Origin of the sequence: Paracoccus sp. TOH (assembly GCF_030388245.1) — a bacterium.
GTDB classification, from domain to species: domain Bacteria; phylum Pseudomonadota; class Alphaproteobacteria; order Rhodobacterales; family Rhodobacteraceae; genus Paracoccus; species Paracoccus simplex.
In genome coordinates this window covers 985,120-998,592 of the sequence record NZ_CP098360.1, presented here as the reverse complement: position 1 = coordinate 998,592, position 13,473 = coordinate 985,120, and the positions used below count along the sequence as shown (strand labels likewise).

At 68.6% G+C, this 13,473-nt stretch carries 15 protein-coding genes; 10 read left to right on the top strand and 5 right to left on the bottom strand.

The features are described 5' to 3' along the window. Positions 1-14: 14 nt before the first annotated feature. From NBE95_RS04915 to NBE95_RS04900, 4 genes are read left to right on the top strand one after another with little or no spacing between them, the layout of a single operon-like run. Positions 15-752 carry a double zinc ribbon domain-containing protein gene (locus NBE95_RS04915; RefSeq protein ID WP_289894738.1) on the top strand — a complete coding sequence of 246 codons (738 nt, stop codon included), beginning with the start codon at positions 15-17 and terminating at the stop codon, positions 750-752. A gap of 34 nt (positions 753-786) precedes the next feature. Further along, the gene (gene grxC, locus NBE95_RS04910) at positions 787-1,050 is read left to right on the top strand and encodes a glutaredoxin 3 (RefSeq protein WP_289894737.1); all 264 of its coding nucleotides are present in this window, start codon (positions 787-789) and stop codon (positions 1,048-1,050) included. After that, positions 1,047-1,898: a carbon-nitrogen hydrolase family protein gene (locus tag NBE95_RS04905; RefSeq protein WP_289894736.1), complete on the top strand. Its 852-nt coding sequence runs from the start codon at positions 1,047-1,049 to the stop codon at positions 1,896-1,898. Before grxC ends, NBE95_RS04905 begins: the two co-directional genes overlap by 4 nt. Next, entirely contained in the window at positions 1,895-2,398 is a 504-nt protein-coding gene (locus tag NBE95_RS04900) for a helix-turn-helix domain-containing protein (protein ID WP_289894735.1), read from the top strand. Before NBE95_RS04905 ends, NBE95_RS04900 begins: the two co-directional genes overlap by 4 nt. Before the next feature lie 81 nt (positions 2,399-2,479). On the opposite strand, the gene ubiG is transcribed toward NBE95_RS04900, so the two are convergent. Then, a complete protein-coding gene (gene ubiG / locus NBE95_RS04895) occupies positions 2,480-3,247 on the bottom strand; it encodes a bifunctional 2-polyprenyl-6-hydroxyphenol methylase/3-demethylubiquinol 3-O-methyltransferase UbiG (RefSeq protein WP_289894734.1) in 768 nt (255 codons plus the stop codon). Between the two features lie 51 nt (positions 3,248-3,298). On the opposite strand from ubiG, the gene pip reads away from it, so the two are divergent. The 6 genes from pip to infB all read left to right on the top strand — a co-directional run bounded on the left by pip (position 3,299) and on the right by infB (position 10,380). Next, positions 3,299-4,279, top strand: a complete 981-nt coding sequence (gene pip, locus NBE95_RS04890) for a prolyl aminopeptidase (RefSeq protein WP_289894733.1) — start codon at positions 3,299-3,301, stop codon at positions 4,277-4,279. 30 nt (positions 4,280-4,309) lie between these two features. Continuing rightward, entirely contained in the window at positions 4,310-4,759 is a 450-nt protein-coding gene (locus tag NBE95_RS04885; RefSeq protein WP_289894732.1) for a TspO/MBR family protein, read from the top strand. A gap of 139 nt (positions 4,760-4,898) precedes the next feature. Then, positions 4,899-5,504 carry a ribosome maturation factor RimP gene (rimP, locus tag NBE95_RS04880; RefSeq protein ID WP_289894731.1) on the top strand — a complete coding sequence of 202 codons (606 nt, stop codon included), beginning with the start codon at positions 4,899-4,901 and terminating at the stop codon, positions 5,502-5,504. A 3-nt stretch (positions 5,505-5,507) separates the two neighbouring features. Continuing rightward, positions 5,508-7,193, top strand: a complete 1,686-nt coding sequence (gene nusA, locus NBE95_RS04875) for a transcription termination factor NusA (protein ID WP_289894730.1) — start codon at positions 5,508-5,510, stop codon at positions 7,191-7,193. Positions 7,194-7,208: 15 nt separating this feature from the next. Then, the gene (locus tag NBE95_RS04870; protein ID WP_289894729.1) at positions 7,209-7,829 is read left to right on the top strand and encodes an RNA-binding protein; all 621 of its coding nucleotides are present in this window, start codon (positions 7,209-7,211) and stop codon (positions 7,827-7,829) included. A gap of 7 nt (positions 7,830-7,836) precedes the next feature. Beyond that, entirely contained in the window at positions 7,837-10,380 is a 2,544-nt protein-coding gene (gene infB, locus NBE95_RS04865; RefSeq protein ID WP_289894728.1) for a translation initiation factor IF-2, read from the top strand. A 130-nt stretch (positions 10,381-10,510) separates the two neighbouring features. Here infB and NBE95_RS04860 read toward each other — a convergent pair whose 3' ends face one another. The 4 genes from NBE95_RS04860 to NBE95_RS04845 form a co-directional block, all read right to left on the bottom strand. Then, positions 10,511-10,642 carry a hypothetical protein gene (locus NBE95_RS04860; protein ID WP_019352669.1) on the bottom strand — a complete coding sequence of 44 codons (132 nt, stop codon included), beginning with the start codon at positions 10,640-10,642 and terminating at the stop codon, positions 10,511-10,513. 124 nt (positions 10,643-10,766) lie between these two features. Beyond that, entirely contained in the window at positions 10,767-11,165 is a 399-nt protein-coding gene (locus NBE95_RS04855; protein WP_289894727.1) for a (deoxy)nucleoside triphosphate pyrophosphohydrolase, read from the bottom strand. After that, positions 11,162-12,571 (bottom strand): bifunctional glutamate N-acetyltransferase/amino-acid acetyltransferase ArgJ, encoded by a 1,410-nt coding sequence (gene argJ, locus NBE95_RS04850; protein ID WP_289894726.1) that lies wholly within the window; start codon positions 12,569-12,571, stop codon positions 11,162-11,164. The genes NBE95_RS04855 and argJ overlap by 4 nt, the downstream gene beginning before the upstream one ends. A gap of 5 nt (positions 12,572-12,576) precedes the next feature. Then, complete coding sequence (locus NBE95_RS04845) at positions 12,577-13,416, bottom strand: peptidylprolyl isomerase (RefSeq protein ID WP_289894725.1); 840 nt, start codon at positions 13,414-13,416, stop codon at positions 12,577-12,579. Positions 13,417-13,473: the final 57 nt, after the last annotated feature.

Sequence of the window (13,473 nt, the reverse complement as noted above, 5' to 3'; positions counted from 1 at the left end):
GGCTTCGCGGCCTGATGAAAGGCGCATTGCGGCTGATCTACCCGCCGCAATGCCTGTGCTGCAGCGCGCCGGTCGCCGAGGAGGGCGGGCTGTGCGCCGCCTGCTGGCGCGAGGCGGAATTCATCCAGGGAACCTGCTGCGGGCGCTGCGGGGTGCCGCTGCCCGGCGGCGGACCAGGGGACGAGGCCGACGAGGCGGCGGGACTGCTGGTCTGCGACGACTGCCTGCGCGTCCAGCGGCCCTGGCTGCGCGGCCGCGCGGCGCTGGCCTATCGCGGCACCGGGCGCAAGCTGGCGCTGATGCTGAAACACGGCGACCGGCTGGACCTGGCGCCCGCCCTGGGCGATTGGGTGGCGCGGGCGGCGCTGCCGCTGCTGCGGCCGGACATGGTGGTGGTGCCGGTGCCGGTGCATCCGCGCCGGCTGCTGAAGCGGAAATACAACCAGGCCGAGATGCTGGCCCGGCGCGTCGCGCGCGCGCATGGGCTGGCGCATCTGCCGGGCGGGCTGCGGCGGCTGCGGCACACGCCGATGCAGGACCATGGCAGCGTCGGCGACCGTTTCGCCAATGTCGCGGATGCCATCGCCGTGCCGGCGCGCATGGCGCCGCGCCTGCAGGGCCGCGCGGTGCTGCTGGTCGATGACGTGATGGCCTCGGGGGCGACCATGGCGGCAGCGGCCGAGGCGTTGCGCGCCGCCGGAACGGGGCCGATCTCGGTGGTGGTTCTGGCGCGGGCGGTCAAGGATGCATAGATAAGGGCCGAACCATGACTACCGGGACGCGCTTATGGCCAAGGTCGAGATCTATACCACCCCCACCTGCCCCTATTGCACCGCCGCCAAATCGCTGCTGCGCAAGAAGGGCGTCGCCTATGAGGAAACCGATGTCAGCCGCGACCCGCAGCTGCGCGGCGCCATGACCCAGCGCGCCGGCGGCCGCCGGACCGTGCCGCAGATCTTCATCGACGGCCAGCATGTCGGCGGCAGCGACGACCTGCATGCGCTGGAGCATCGGGGCAAGCTGGACGGGCTGCTGGGCCTGACGGCATGAGCGAGGCGCTGACGGCGGCGCTGGTGCAGCTCAGCGTCTCGGACGATCCGGCGCGCAACCTGCCGGTCACGCGGGCGCTGGTGCGCGAGGCGGCGCAGGGCGGCGCCGGCTGGGTGCTGACGCCCGAGGCCACCAACCTGCTGGGCGGCAGCCGCGACTTGCAGCAGCGCATCCTGCATGTCGAGGCCGAGGACCCGACGCTCGCCGCCCTGCGCGAGGATGCGCGCGCGCTGGGGATCTGGCTGCTGATCGGCTCGCTGTCGCTGAAAACCGGCGATCCGGCCGAGACGCGCTTTGCCAATCGCAGCTTCCTGATCGCCCCCGACGGCGCGATCCGGGCACGCTATGACAAGCTGCACATGTTCGACGTGACGGTGTCCGAGAGCGAATCCTATCGCGAATCGGCGGCCTTCCGTCCCGGCGGCCGCGCCGTGCTGGCCGAGGGGCCGCTGCCCATCGGCATGACGGTCTGCTACGACCTGCGCTTTCCACAGCTCTATCGGGCGCTGGCCAAGGCCGGGGCAAAGGCGCTGACCGTGCCCGCCGCCTTCAACGACACCACCGGCGCCGCGCATTGGGAGGTGCTGCTGCGCGCCCGCGCCATCGAGACCGGCTGCTTCGTGCTGGCCCCGGCGCAATGCGGCAGCCATGCGGCGCATTTCGATGCCGGGCGCCGGGTGCGCCGCAGCCACGGCCATTCCCTGGCGGTCGGCCCCTGGGGCGAGGTGCTGGCCGATGGCGGCAGCGAGCCCGGCGTCACCTTCGTCACGCTTGACCCCGGGGCCGTCCCTGGGGCACGGTCCCGCATCCCATCGCTTACGCATGACCGAGACTTCACCGGCCCATGATCGACAAGACCCATGACAGCCCGGCAGGGCATGCCGACATCTCGGCCGATGCCCTTGCGGCCAGCCTGTTTTCCGAGGTGTTCATCGCCGACCAGCTGGCGCGCGACCTGATCGGCAAGGCGCTGCCCAAGGGCATGCAGATCTCGCATTTCTCGGTGCTGAACCTGCTGGCGCATCTGAATGTCGAACGCACGCCCGCCGAGCTGGCCGAAGCCTTCCACGTCACCCGCGGCGCGATGACCAACACGCTGTCGCGGCTGGAATGGGCCGGGCATATCCATATCCGCCCGGACTGGGACGACGCGCGGCGCAAGTTCGTGGCGATCAGCCCGGCGGGCCGGGCGGCGCGGGACGCGGCACTGGCGGCCTTCATGCCGCGAATCGCCGATGTGGTGCGCGATGTCGGCGCCGATCGGGTGCGCGCGGCGCTGCCGGTGCTGCGCATGCTGCGCAAGCAGCTGGAAGAGACGTTGCGTCACGAATCGCGCGGCGGACGCTGAGGGCGCCGGGTCGTCCGGGTATTTGGGAAACGGTGAAAGACCGGCCGCGCGGCGATCGAGCCTCTGCCGGACGAGGAAATTTCAGGCGTCGTGCAGCGCGGTCATCGCGTAATTGACCGACAGGTCGCGATGCGACAGCGACCAGCTCCAGCCCAGCGGGTTGAAGACCATGCCGCAGCGGTCGACGACGCGCAGCCCCGCCGCCTCGCTCATCCGCGCCAGTTCGTCCGGGGTGATGAAGCGGCGCCAGTCATGCGTCCCCTTGGGCAGCCAGCGCATGACCCATTCCGCGCCGACGATGGCGGCGGCGAAGCTGCGCGCCGTGCGGTTCAGCGTCGAGGCGATCAGCATGCCGCCCGGCGCCACCAGGTCGCGACAGGTGGCGATGAACTGCGCCGGGTCGGCGACATGCTCGACGATCTCCAGCGCCATGACCACGTCGAAACGGCGCCCCTCGGCCGCCAGCGCCTCGGCCGTGGTGGCGCGGTAGTCGATGGCAAGGCCCTGGTCCGCGGCATGCAGGCCGGCGATGGCGATATTGCCCTCGGCCGCGTCGGCGCCGGTGACCGCGGCGCCCAGCCGGGCCATCGGCTCGGCCATCAGCCCGCCGCCGCAGCCGATGTCGAGCAGCCGCAGCCCGTCGAAGGGCCGGGGCGCGGTCAGGTCGCGGCCGAACTGTGCCGCGATCTGGGTCGTGACATAATCCAGCCGCGTCGGGTTCAGCATGTGCAGCGGCTTGAACTTGCCGTTCGGATCCCACCATTCCCGCGCCATGGCCTGGAACTTGGCGACCTCGGCCGGGTCGATGCTGCTGGGGGCCGGGCTGGCGGGGGCTGGTCTTTCGGTCATCTGGCCGTCCTTCATGTGGCGGGCGCGCACGAGGCGCTATATAGTGGTGCCATGGACAGATTGGCAGGGCAAATCGGCGGCACACCGTCGCATGGCAGGCTGCATCCGATGGTCGAACCCTTCGACCGCCGGATGATCGAGGTCGGCGACGGCCACATGTTGCATGTCGAGCAGAGCGGCAATCCGGGCGGCGTGCCGGTGATCGTCCTGCATGGCGGGCCCGGAGGCGGGTGCAGCCCCTTCATGCGGCGCTTCTTCGATCCGGCGCATTACCGGGCGGTGCTGTTCGACCAGCGCGGCTGCGGCCGCTCGCAGCCCCATGCCACGGTGGCTGCGAACACCACCGGGCACCTGATCGCCGATATCGAGACGATCCGCCGCGAACTGGGCATCGAGCGCGCCATCCTGTTCGGCGGCAGCTGGGGCGCGACGCTGGCGCTGGCCTATGCCCAGGCCCATCCCGACCCCGTGGTGGCGCTGGTGCTGCGCGGGGTGTTCCTGGGCCGCCGGGCCGAGCTGGACTGGTTCTATGGCGGTGGCGTCGCCCGCTTCTTCCCGGACCGCTGGGCCGAATTCCAGGCCCCGATCCCCGAGGCCGAGCGCGGCGACATGATCGCCGCCTATCACCGGCGGCTGTTCAGCGGCGACCGCGGACAAGAGATCCGCCATGCCCTGCCCTGGCTGGTCTGGGAAAACGCCTTGGCGGGACTGGAGATCAACGGGCCGGGCCATGCGCCCCCGGACTACGCCCGCACCTTCGCCCGGCTCGAGAACCACTATTTCGCCCATGACTGCTTCCTGGCCGAGGGCCAGCTGCTGCGCGACCGCCACCGCATCGAGCATATCCCGGCCGTGATCGTGCAGGGCCGCTATGACATGGTCTGCCCGCCCGCGACCGCCTGGGAACTGGCCGAGGGCTGGGGCAAGGCCGATCTGCGGCTGGTCCCCGCCTCGGGCCACGCGCTGAGCGAGCCGCGAATCGCCGCGGAACTGGTGCGGGTGATGGACGGTTTCCGGGATGCGGCGCGATAGGGCGCGCCGCCTGTTCCGGCGGGGTGCGACGTGACTTTCCTGTTCTTCCTGATCGCTTGCGGCGCGGCGGCCGCGGCCGGCCTGATCTTTCCGCCCGGCGGCTGGTATGACGGGCTGCGCAAGCCGGATTTCACCCCGCCACGCTGGGCGTTCCCGCTGGCCTGGACCACGCTTTACCTGCTGCTGGCCTGGGTGGGCGCGCGGCTGGCGGGCCTGCCCGGCGCCGGGCCCGCCCTGGCGCTGTGGTCGGCGCAGATCGCGCTGAACACCCTGTGGACGCCGGTATTCTTCGGCGCGCGCCGGCCGGGCGCGGCCATGGCGGTGCTGGCGGTGCTGTGGCTGGTCAGCGCCGCGCTGGTGGTCGCGGCCTTCCGGCTGGAGCTGCTTTCCGGGGTTTTGCTTCTGCCCTATCTGGCCTGGCTGACCCTGGCCGGGGCGCTGAATTTCCGCATCTGGCGGGACAATCCTGCACCGCGTTGAACGGCCCCGCCGGTTTTCCTTGCAATCGCCCGCGCCGCGCCCTATATGCGGCTCAACAGCGGCGCAGGCGTCCACACCCTGCCCACCGGTAAGACGCACGGGCCGCCTCGGCCCGTTTTTTGTATTTGGGGTATCACGAATGACCGACCTCATCGCCAAGACCGCCATCGACCGGCGCCTGGCCGAGATCATTTCCCCGGTCATCGAGGATCTGGGTTTCGAACTGGTGCGCATCCGCCTGCAGGGCGGCAAGACCGCCACGCTGCAGATCATGGCCGACCGCCCGGAAGGCGGCATCAATGTCGACGACTGCGCCGACATTTCCACCGCCGTCAGCGCGGTGCTGGATGTCGAGGACCCGCTGGAGGACGCCTATCACCTGGAGGTCTCCAGCCCCGGCATCGACCGGCCGCTGACGCGGCTCAAGGACTTCGCCCTTTTCGAGGGCTACGAGGCGCGGCTGGAAACCAACCAGCCCATCGACGGCCGCAAGCGCTTCAAGGGCGTGCTGGCCGGGGTGGAGGGCGAAGAGGTGCTGCTCAACATCGACGAGGGCGGCGAGACCCATACCATCGGGCTGAACTTCGACTGGCTTTCCGATGCGAAGCTGGTGCTGACCGACGAATTGATCGCCGAGATGCTGCGGCAAAAGAAGGATGCGGGCGTGCAGATCGACAATCTGGACGAAGCCGCTTTTGACGAGATCGAAACGGAATCCGGCGACAACGCCGGTGCGAAGGAGTGAGGAATGGCCATCACCTCTGCCAACCAGCTTGAGCTTCTGCAGACCGCCGAGGCGGTCGCGCGCGAGAAGATGATCGACCCCGATCTGGTGATCGAGGCGATGGAGGACAGCCTGGCCCGCGCCGCGAAGTCGCGCTACGGCTCGGAAATGGACATCCGCGTCCATATCGACCGCAAGACCGGCAACGCCACTTTCACCCGCGCCCGCACCGTGGTCGAGGATGACGCAGTCGAGAACTACCAGGCCGAGTTCACCGCCGACCAGGCCCGCGCCTATTTCGAACCCTCGAAGGACGGCCGCGCGCATTGGCTGCGCGATGGCCAGGGGCTGACCGATTTCTCGGGCAAGCCGCAGCCGGGCGACGTGTTCCAGGAACAGGTGCCGCCAGTGGATCTGGGCCGCATCGCCGCGCAATCCGCCAAGCAGGTGATCCTGCAGCGCGTCCGCGAGGCCGAGCGCGACCGCCAGTACGAGGAATTCAAGGACCGCGCCGGCACCATCATCAACGGCGTCGTCAAGCGCGAGGAATACGGCAACATCATCGTCGATGTGGGCCGGGGCGAGGCCATCCTGCGCCGCAACGAGAAGATCGGCCGCGAGAGCTATCGCCCGAACGACCGCATCCGCGCCTATGTCAAGGATGTGCGCCGCGAGGCGCGCGGCCCGCAGATCTTCCTGTCGCGCACCGATCCGCAGTTCATGGCCGAGCTGTTCAAGATGGAAGTGCCGGAAATCTATGACGGCGTGATCGAGATCAAGGCCTGTGCCCGCGATCCGGGGTCGCGCGCCAAGATCGCCGTGATCAGCTATGACAACTCGATCGACCCGGTCGGCGCCTGCGTCGGTATGCGCGGCAGCCGCGTGCAGGCCGTCGTCGGTGAATTGCAGGGCGAAAAGATCGACATCATCCCGTGGTCCGAGGACCAGGCGACCTTCCTGGTGAACGCGCTGCAGCCGGCCGAGGTGGCGAAGGTGGTCTTCGACGAGGACGCGACCCGCATCGAGGTGGTGGTGCCGGACGAGCAGCTCAGCCTCGCCATCGGCCGCCGCGGCCAGAACGTGCGGCTGGCGAGCCAGCTGACCGGGCTCGATATCGACATCCTCACCGAAGAGGAAGAATCGAAGCGCCGCCAGGCCGAGTTCAACGCCCGCACCAAGCTGTTCATGGACACGCTGGACCTGGACGAGTTCTTCGCCCAGCTTCTGGTGGCCGAGGGCTTCACCAACCTGGAAGAAGTGGCTTACGTCGACGTTGACGAGCTGCTGTCGATCGAGGGCGTGGACGAAGGCACCGCCGAGGAGCTGCAGACCCGGGCCCGCGAACATCTGGAGGCCGCGAACAAGGCCGCGCTGGAAAATGCCCGCGCCCTGGGCGTCGAGGACAGCCTGATCGAGTTCGAGGGCCTGACCCCGCAGATGGTCGAGGCGCTGGCCAAGGACGGCGTCAAGACGCTGGAGGATTTCGCCACCTGCGCCGACTGGGAGCTGGCCGGCGGCTGGACCACGCAGAACGGCCAGCGCGTCAAGGACGACGGCATCCTGGAACCCTTCGACGTCTCGCTGGAAGATGCGCAGAACCTGGTGATGACCGCCCGGGTCATGCTGGGCTGGGTCGATCCGACCGAGCTCGAATCGGCCGACGAGGCCGAGCCGGCCGAGCCGGGCGACGAACAGGAGGCCGGGGTGTAACGCCCCGGGAGCCGGATGACACGCGGGGGCCGTATCAAGGACCGCGAGACGCCCGAACGGCGCTGCATCGTCACGGGCGAGGTCCAGCCGAAGGCCGGGCTGATCCGTTTTGTCGCGGGCCCCGATGGCGAGGTGGTGCCGGATCTGGCCGAGAAGCTGCCCGGACGCGGCTTCTGGGTGGTGGCCGACCGGCAGGCGCTGGACAAGGCTGCCGCCAAGGGCTTGTTTTCGCGAGGCGCCAAGGCGCGGGTGACCGCCCCGCCCGAGCTGCTGGCGCTGATCGAATCCGGGTTGTCGCGGCGGGTGACGGACACGCTGTCGCTGGCGCGCAAGGCCGGGCTGGCGGTCGCCGGCTTCGAGAAGGTCAAGGACTGGCTGGCCGCCGGAAAGGCCAAGGTGCTGTTGCAGGCCAGCGACGGATCGGAACGCGGCAAAGGCAAGCTCTGGACCCCGCCCGGGGGCCGGTGGTTCGGCTGCATGACCGCATCAGAATTGGGTTTGTCCTTTGGGCGCGATCATGTCATACACAGCGCGCTTGCGCCGGGGGGCCTGACCGAAAAATTGATCAGGGACGCGAGCAGACTGACGGGTCTGCGCGAGCATGACGGCGGCAATGCGGCCGCCGGGAAGGAATGAAGATCGGATGAGCGATACTGACGGAAAGAAACCCCTGGGTCTTGGTGGCGGCCGCTCGGGCCATGTGAAGCAAAGCTTCAGCCACGGCCGGACCCATAACGTGGTCGTCGAGACCAAGCGCAAGCGCGTGGTCGTGCCCGGCAAGACCGGCCCGGCAGCGGGCGGCGGGCGCTCGGGCTCGCCCTCGGCCGTGTCGGGCGACCCGTCGAAGCGTCCCGCCGGCATCTCGGATGCCGAGATGGAGCGGCGCATGGCCGCTCTGCGCGCCGCCAAGGCCCGCGAGGTCGAGGAAGCCGCTCAGCGCGTTGCCGAGGAGAAGGCCCGCGAGGAAGAACGCGAACGCCGCCGCCTTGAGCTGGAAGCCAAGGAGCGCGAGGAGCGCGAGCGCGAGGAAGCCCTGCGGCTGAAGGCCGAGGAGGACGAGCGCCGCGCCCGCGAAGCCGAGCTGCGCGAGAAGAAGAAGGCCGAGATCGCCAAGCCCAAGACGGAAGCGCGCCCGGCCACCCCGGCCGACCGCGCCGCCGCCGAGGCCGCCGCCGTGCGCGCCGAGACCAAGGGCGTCAGCGCCGCCGGTCCGCGCAAGACCGACCGCGACCGCGACACTCGCGGCCCGGCCGACGACCGCGACAACCGCAACAAGGGCCGCGACGACAGCCGCCGCACCGGCAAGCTGTCGCTGAGCCAGGCGCTGGACGGCGAAGGCGGCCGGCAGCGCAGCCTGGCGGCGATGAAGCGCAAGCAGGAAAAGGCCCGGCAGAAAGCCATGGGCGGCAGCCAGCGCGCCGAAAAGCAGGCCCGCGACGTGCAGCTGCCGGAAACCATCGTGGTGTCGGAACTGGCGAACCGCATGGCGGAACGGGTGGCGGATGTCATCAAGTCGCTGATGAAGATGGGCATGATGGTCACCGCCAACCAGTCCATCGACGCCGACACCGCCGAGCTGGTGATCGACGAGTTCGGCCACAATGCCGTGCGCGTCTCGGATGCCGATGTGGAGCAGGTCATCGACCAGGTCGAGGACAAGCCCGAGGATCTGAAGCCGCGCGCGCCGATCATCACCATCATGGGTCACGTCGACCACGGCAAGACCTCGCTTCTGGATGCGATCCGTCACGCCAACGTGGTCTCGGGCGAGGCCGGCGGCATCACCCAGCATATCGGCGCCTATCAGGTGAAGGCCTCGAACGGCGCCACGCTGACCTTCCTCGACACCCCCGGCCACGCCGCGTTCACCTCGATGCGGGCCCGCGGCGCGCAGGTGACGGATATCGTCGTGCTGGTGGTGGCGGCGGATGACGCGGTCATGCCGCAGACGGTCGAGGCGATCAACCACGCCAAGGCCGCCAAGGTGCCGATGATCGTGGCGATCAACAAGATCGACAAGCCGACCGCCAATCCGCAGAAGGTCCGCACCGACCTGCTGCAGCACGAGGTCGTCGTCGAGGCCATGTCCGGCGAGGTGCAGGACGTGGAAGTCTCGGCCAAGACCGGCCAGGGCCTGGACGCGCTGCTGGAAGCCATCGCGCTGCAGGCCGAGATCCTGGAGCTGAAGGCCAATCCCGACCGCCCGGCACAGGGCGCGGTGATCGAGGCCCAGCTGGATGTCGGCCGCGGCCCGGTCGCCACCGTGCTGGTGCAGAACGGCACGCTGAAGCGCGGCGATATCTTCGTCGTCGGCGAACAGTGGGGCAAGGTCCGGGCGCTGATCAACGACAAGGGCGAGCGCGTCGACGAGGCCGGTCCCTCGGTCCCGGTCGAGGTGCTGGGTCTGAACGGCACGCCGGAAGCCGGCGACGTGCTGAACGTCGTCTCGACCGAGGCGCAGGCGCGCGAGATCGCGGATTACCGCGAGCAGGCCGCCAAGGACAAGCGCGCCGCCGCCGGTGCCGCGATCACGCTGGACCAGATGCTGGCCAAGGCCAAGGCCGACGAGAACGTCGCCGAACTGCCGGTGGTGGTGAAGGCCGACGTGCAAGGCTCGGCCGAGGCGATCGTCCAGGCGCTGGAAAAGATCGGCAACGACGAGGTGCGCGTGCGCGTGCTGCATTACGGTGTCGGCGCGATCACCGAATCGGACATCGGACTGGCCGAAGCCAGCCGCGCCCCGGTCATCGGCTTCAACGTCCGGGCCAATGCCCCGGCGCGGAACGCCGCCAACCAGAAGGGTGTCGAGATCCGCTACTACTCGATCATCTACGACCTGGTGGATGACATCAAGGCGGCGGCCTCGGGGCTGCTGTCGGCCGAGGTGCGCGAGAACTTCATCGGCTATGCCGAGATCCGCGAAGTCTTCCGCGTCACCGGCGTCGGCAATGTCGCCGGCTGTCTGGTGACCGAGGGCGTGGCCCGGCGTTCGGCCGGCGTGCGCCTGCTGCGCGACAACGTGGTGATCCACGAGGGCACGCTGAAGACGCTGAAGCGCTTCAAGGACGAGGTCAAGGAAGTGCAGTCCGGTCAGGAATGCGGCATGGCCTTCGAGAACTACGACGACATCCGCAAGGGCGACGTCATCGAGATCTTCGAGCGCGAGGAAGTGCAGCGCCAGCTGTGATCCCGCATCCGAACGGCATGAGGGGGCGGGCCTGCGGGTCCGCCCTTTCGCGTTCGGGGCGTCGGAAAATGAAAACGGGGCCCCTTGTGAAAGGGCCCCGTCATGATTCTGGGCACATACCGTATCTCGATCAGGTCAGAAGAACCGGCTTGCCCTCGTAGGTCTTGCTTCCCACGCGGACAACGATGTTCCCGTTCGCCTGCTGACGCTCGAACACGCCTTGGACAGAAATACAGCTTCCGATCGTAATCGTGCGAATCATGTCCTGAGTACTCCTCCTCCTCTACAGGGTTTCAGAATTGCCACAAAAATGTAAAATGTTAACTAATATTGTCCAAAGATGCGGCCAATGGAGGAGAAAAACCCGGCGGGGTGGTGTCAAAGCCTCAGATCCAGTCGCGCAGGATCGGGATCAGCGGCACATCCGCCGGCGGCATGGGATAATGTGACAGTTCCGTGCCGCGCGCCCAGGCCAGGTTCTGGCCCTCGCGCGGCATCGGCACCCCCTGCCAGCGCCGGCAGGCAAACAGCGGCATCAGCAGGTGGAAATCGTCATAGGCATGGCTGGCGAAGGTCAGCGGCGCCAGGCAGGATTGCCAGGTCTCGATGCCCAGCTCCTCGTGCAGCTCGCGGATCAGCGCCGTCTCCGGGCTCTCGCCCGGTTCGACCTTGCCGCCGGGAAACTCCCACAGGCCCGCGAGGGACTTGCCCTCGGGGCGCTGTGCCAGAAGCACGCGGCCATCGGCGTCGATCAACGCCACGGCCGCGACAAGCACGATCTTCATGAGCGGTAATCGGCGTTGATGTCGATGTAGCGATGCGTCAGGTCGCAGGTCCAGACCGTGCGCTTGCCCTTGCCCAGCCCCAGATCGACACCGATGACCAACTGGTCGCGCTTCATATAGGCGCTGGCGGCGGCCTCGTCATAGCCGGGCGCGCGCCAGCCGTTCTCGGCCAGCACCATGTCGCCGAAGCGGATGGTCAGCCGGTCGCGGTCGGCCACGGCCCCCGACTTGCCAACGGCCATGACCACACGGCCCCAGTTCGCGTCCTCGCCGGCGATGGCGGTCTTGACCAGGGGCGAATTGGCGATGGCCATGGCGACGCGATGCGCGTCGGCGTCGCTGGTCGCGCCGGTCACCTGCACCTCGACGAATTTCGTCGCGCCCTCGCCATCCCGGACCACCTGCTGCGCCAGATCCAGCATGACCCGGGTCAGCGCCTTGCCGAAGGCCCGTGCCGGGGCCGAGCGCAGGTCGGTGATCGGCGCCGCCTTCGACTTGCCGGTCGCCGCCAGGATCAGCGCGTCCGAGGTCGAGGTGTCGCTGTCCACGGTGATGGCGTTGAAGGTCTGGTCCATGCGCCCCGACAGCATCTTCTGCAGCAATGCCGGGGCGATCTGCGCATCGGTGAAGACATAGACCAGCATGGTCGCCATGTCGGGCGCGATCATGCCCGAGCCCTTGGCGATGCCGACGATGTTGATGATGCCGCCCTCGGCCTCGAAACTGGCGGCGGCGCCTTTCGGGAAGGTGTCGGTGGTCATGATGGCGCGCGCCGCGCCGGCCGCGCCGGCCGTGTCCAGGTTGGCGGCAAGATCGCCGATCACGGCGGTGATGCGCTCGGCCGGCAGCGGCTCGCCGATCACCCCGGTCGAAGACGAGAACACCCGCTCGCGCGGCACGCCCAGCGCCTTGGCGACGCCGCCGGTGACGGCATCCACCGCCTCTTGCCCGTTCTTGCCGGTGAAGGCATTGGCATTGCCCGAATTCACGATGATCGCCGCGCCCTTGGCGGTATCCTGCGTCAGCGCCAGCTTGGCCTGGCAGTCCAGCACGCTGGCGGCGCGGGTCGACGACCTGGTGAAGGCGCCGGCGATGGCGGTGCCCGGCGCCAACCGCACCAGCATCACATCCGTGCGGCCCTTGTACTTCACACCCGCCGCGCCCGAGGCGAACTCGGCCCCCGCGACCACCGGCAGATCGGGAAAACCGGCCGGCGCCAGCGGCGAGACCGGATTTCCGGTCTTCCTCACCGCCGCCGCGGCCGCCTCGGCGCCCTTCTCGACGCGCGACTCGACGCTGACCGCAGCCTCCTTGAAGGCGGATTTCAGCTTCTTCAGCTTCTTCTTGAGCGATTTCAGCTTGTCGGCATCGGAAAGCCCGGACTTCTTGTCTTCGGCCTTGGCCATCTTGGTCACTCTCCCAGGATCTCGGTCTTGTTCAGCAGGTCGGGGGCCAGCCCCTCGGTCTTCTCGACCTTCGACTCGGCGACGCGCTTCTCGATGGCGGCCTGCACCTTGTCGCGGCGGACCTGCACGGCCAGCTGTTCCTTGACCTCGTCGAAGCTGGGCGGCGTGACCTCGCGCGAGTCGACCAGCTTGATGACATGCCAGCCGAACTGGGTCTCGACCGGGTCCGAGACCTGGCCCTTGTCCAGCTTCTTCACCGCCTCGGCAAAGGGCGCGACCATCTGCTCGGGCTGGAACCAGCCCAGGTCGCCCTTGTTCGGACCGGAATTGTCGGTGGATTTCTCTTCGGCCAGCTTGCCGAAATCGGCGCCGTCCTTGATCTGTTTGGCGATGGCCTCGGCCTCTTCCTTGGTCTTCACCAGGATATGGGCGGCGTTGTATTCGACCTTCGGCTCGGTCTGGCCGCCGAAGGCCTGGTCATAGGCGGCTTTCAGCTCGGCCTCGCTCGGCTCGGCCCCCGCGACCTTTTCCAGGACCGAGCCGGCCAGATAGGCGCGCTTCTCGATCTCCAGCGCGGCGGTGTCGCGCTTGCTCAGCGGCTGGGCGCCTTGCGCCACGGCGGTCTGGCGGATCAGCTGGTCCAGCATCAGATCCCACAGCGCCGCGTCCGGCAGTCCCTGCGTCGCCTGCGGATCCAGCCCCTGACGCATGGCGATCATCTGGCCCAGGGTGATCGTTTCGTCATTGACCTTGGCAACCACGGTATCGGCGTCCTGCGCCAGGGCCGGAAGCGCCCCCAGCGTGACGGAGGCAAGGGCGGTCGCGGCGAGGAGCGGTTTCAGCATGAGGTTCCCTTTCATGGGACGGCGCCGGCCACGCGCAGGTGAACAGGCGCAAACATT

What these genes read in the sequence shown, in the direction of transcription:
- NBE95_RS04915 (WP_289894738.1), top strand. Translation starts at nt 15, where the DNA reads ATGAAAGGCGCATTGCGGCTGATCTACCCGCCGCAATGCCTGTGCTGC.
- grxC (WP_289894737.1), top strand. Translation starts at nt 787, where the DNA reads ATGGCCAAGGTCGAGATCTATACCACCCCCACCTGCCCCTATTGCACC.
- NBE95_RS04905 (WP_289894736.1), top strand. Translation starts at nt 1,047, where the DNA reads ATGAGCGAGGCGCTGACGGCGGCGCTGGTGCAGCTCAGCGTCTCGGAC.
- NBE95_RS04900 (WP_289894735.1), top strand. Translation starts at nt 1,895, where the DNA reads ATGATCGACAAGACCCATGACAGCCCGGCAGGGCATGCCGACATCTCG.
- ubiG (WP_289894734.1), bottom strand. Translation starts at nt 3,247, where the DNA reads ATGACCGAAAGACCAGCCCCCGCCAGCCCGGCCCCCAGCAGCATCGAC.
- pip (WP_289894733.1), top strand. Translation starts at nt 3,299, where the DNA reads ATGGACAGATTGGCAGGGCAAATCGGCGGCACACCGTCGCATGGCAGG.
- rimP (WP_289894731.1), top strand. Translation starts at nt 4,899, where the DNA reads ATGACCGACCTCATCGCCAAGACCGCCATCGACCGGCGCCTGGCCGAG.
- nusA (WP_289894730.1), top strand. Translation starts at nt 5,508, where the DNA reads ATGGCCATCACCTCTGCCAACCAGCTTGAGCTTCTGCAGACCGCCGAG.
- NBE95_RS04870 (WP_289894729.1), top strand. Translation starts at nt 7,209, where the DNA reads ATGACACGCGGGGGCCGTATCAAGGACCGCGAGACGCCCGAACGGCGC.
- infB (WP_289894728.1), top strand. Translation starts at nt 7,837, where the DNA reads ATGAGCGATACTGACGGAAAGAAACCCCTGGGTCTTGGTGGCGGCCGC.
- NBE95_RS04860 (WP_019352669.1), bottom strand. Translation starts at nt 10,642, where the DNA reads ATGATTCGCACGATTACGATCGGAAGCTGTATTTCTGTCCAAGGCGTG.
- NBE95_RS04855 (WP_289894727.1), bottom strand. Translation starts at nt 11,165, where the DNA reads ATGAAGATCGTGCTTGTCGCGGCCGTGGCGTTGATCGACGCCGATGGC.
- argJ (WP_289894726.1), bottom strand. Translation starts at nt 12,571, where the DNA reads ATGGCCAAGGCCGAAGACAAGAAGTCCGGGCTTTCCGATGCCGACAAG.
- NBE95_RS04845 (WP_289894725.1), bottom strand. Translation starts at nt 13,416, where the DNA reads ATGCTGAAACCGCTCCTCGCCGCGACCGCCCTTGCCTCCGTCACGCTG.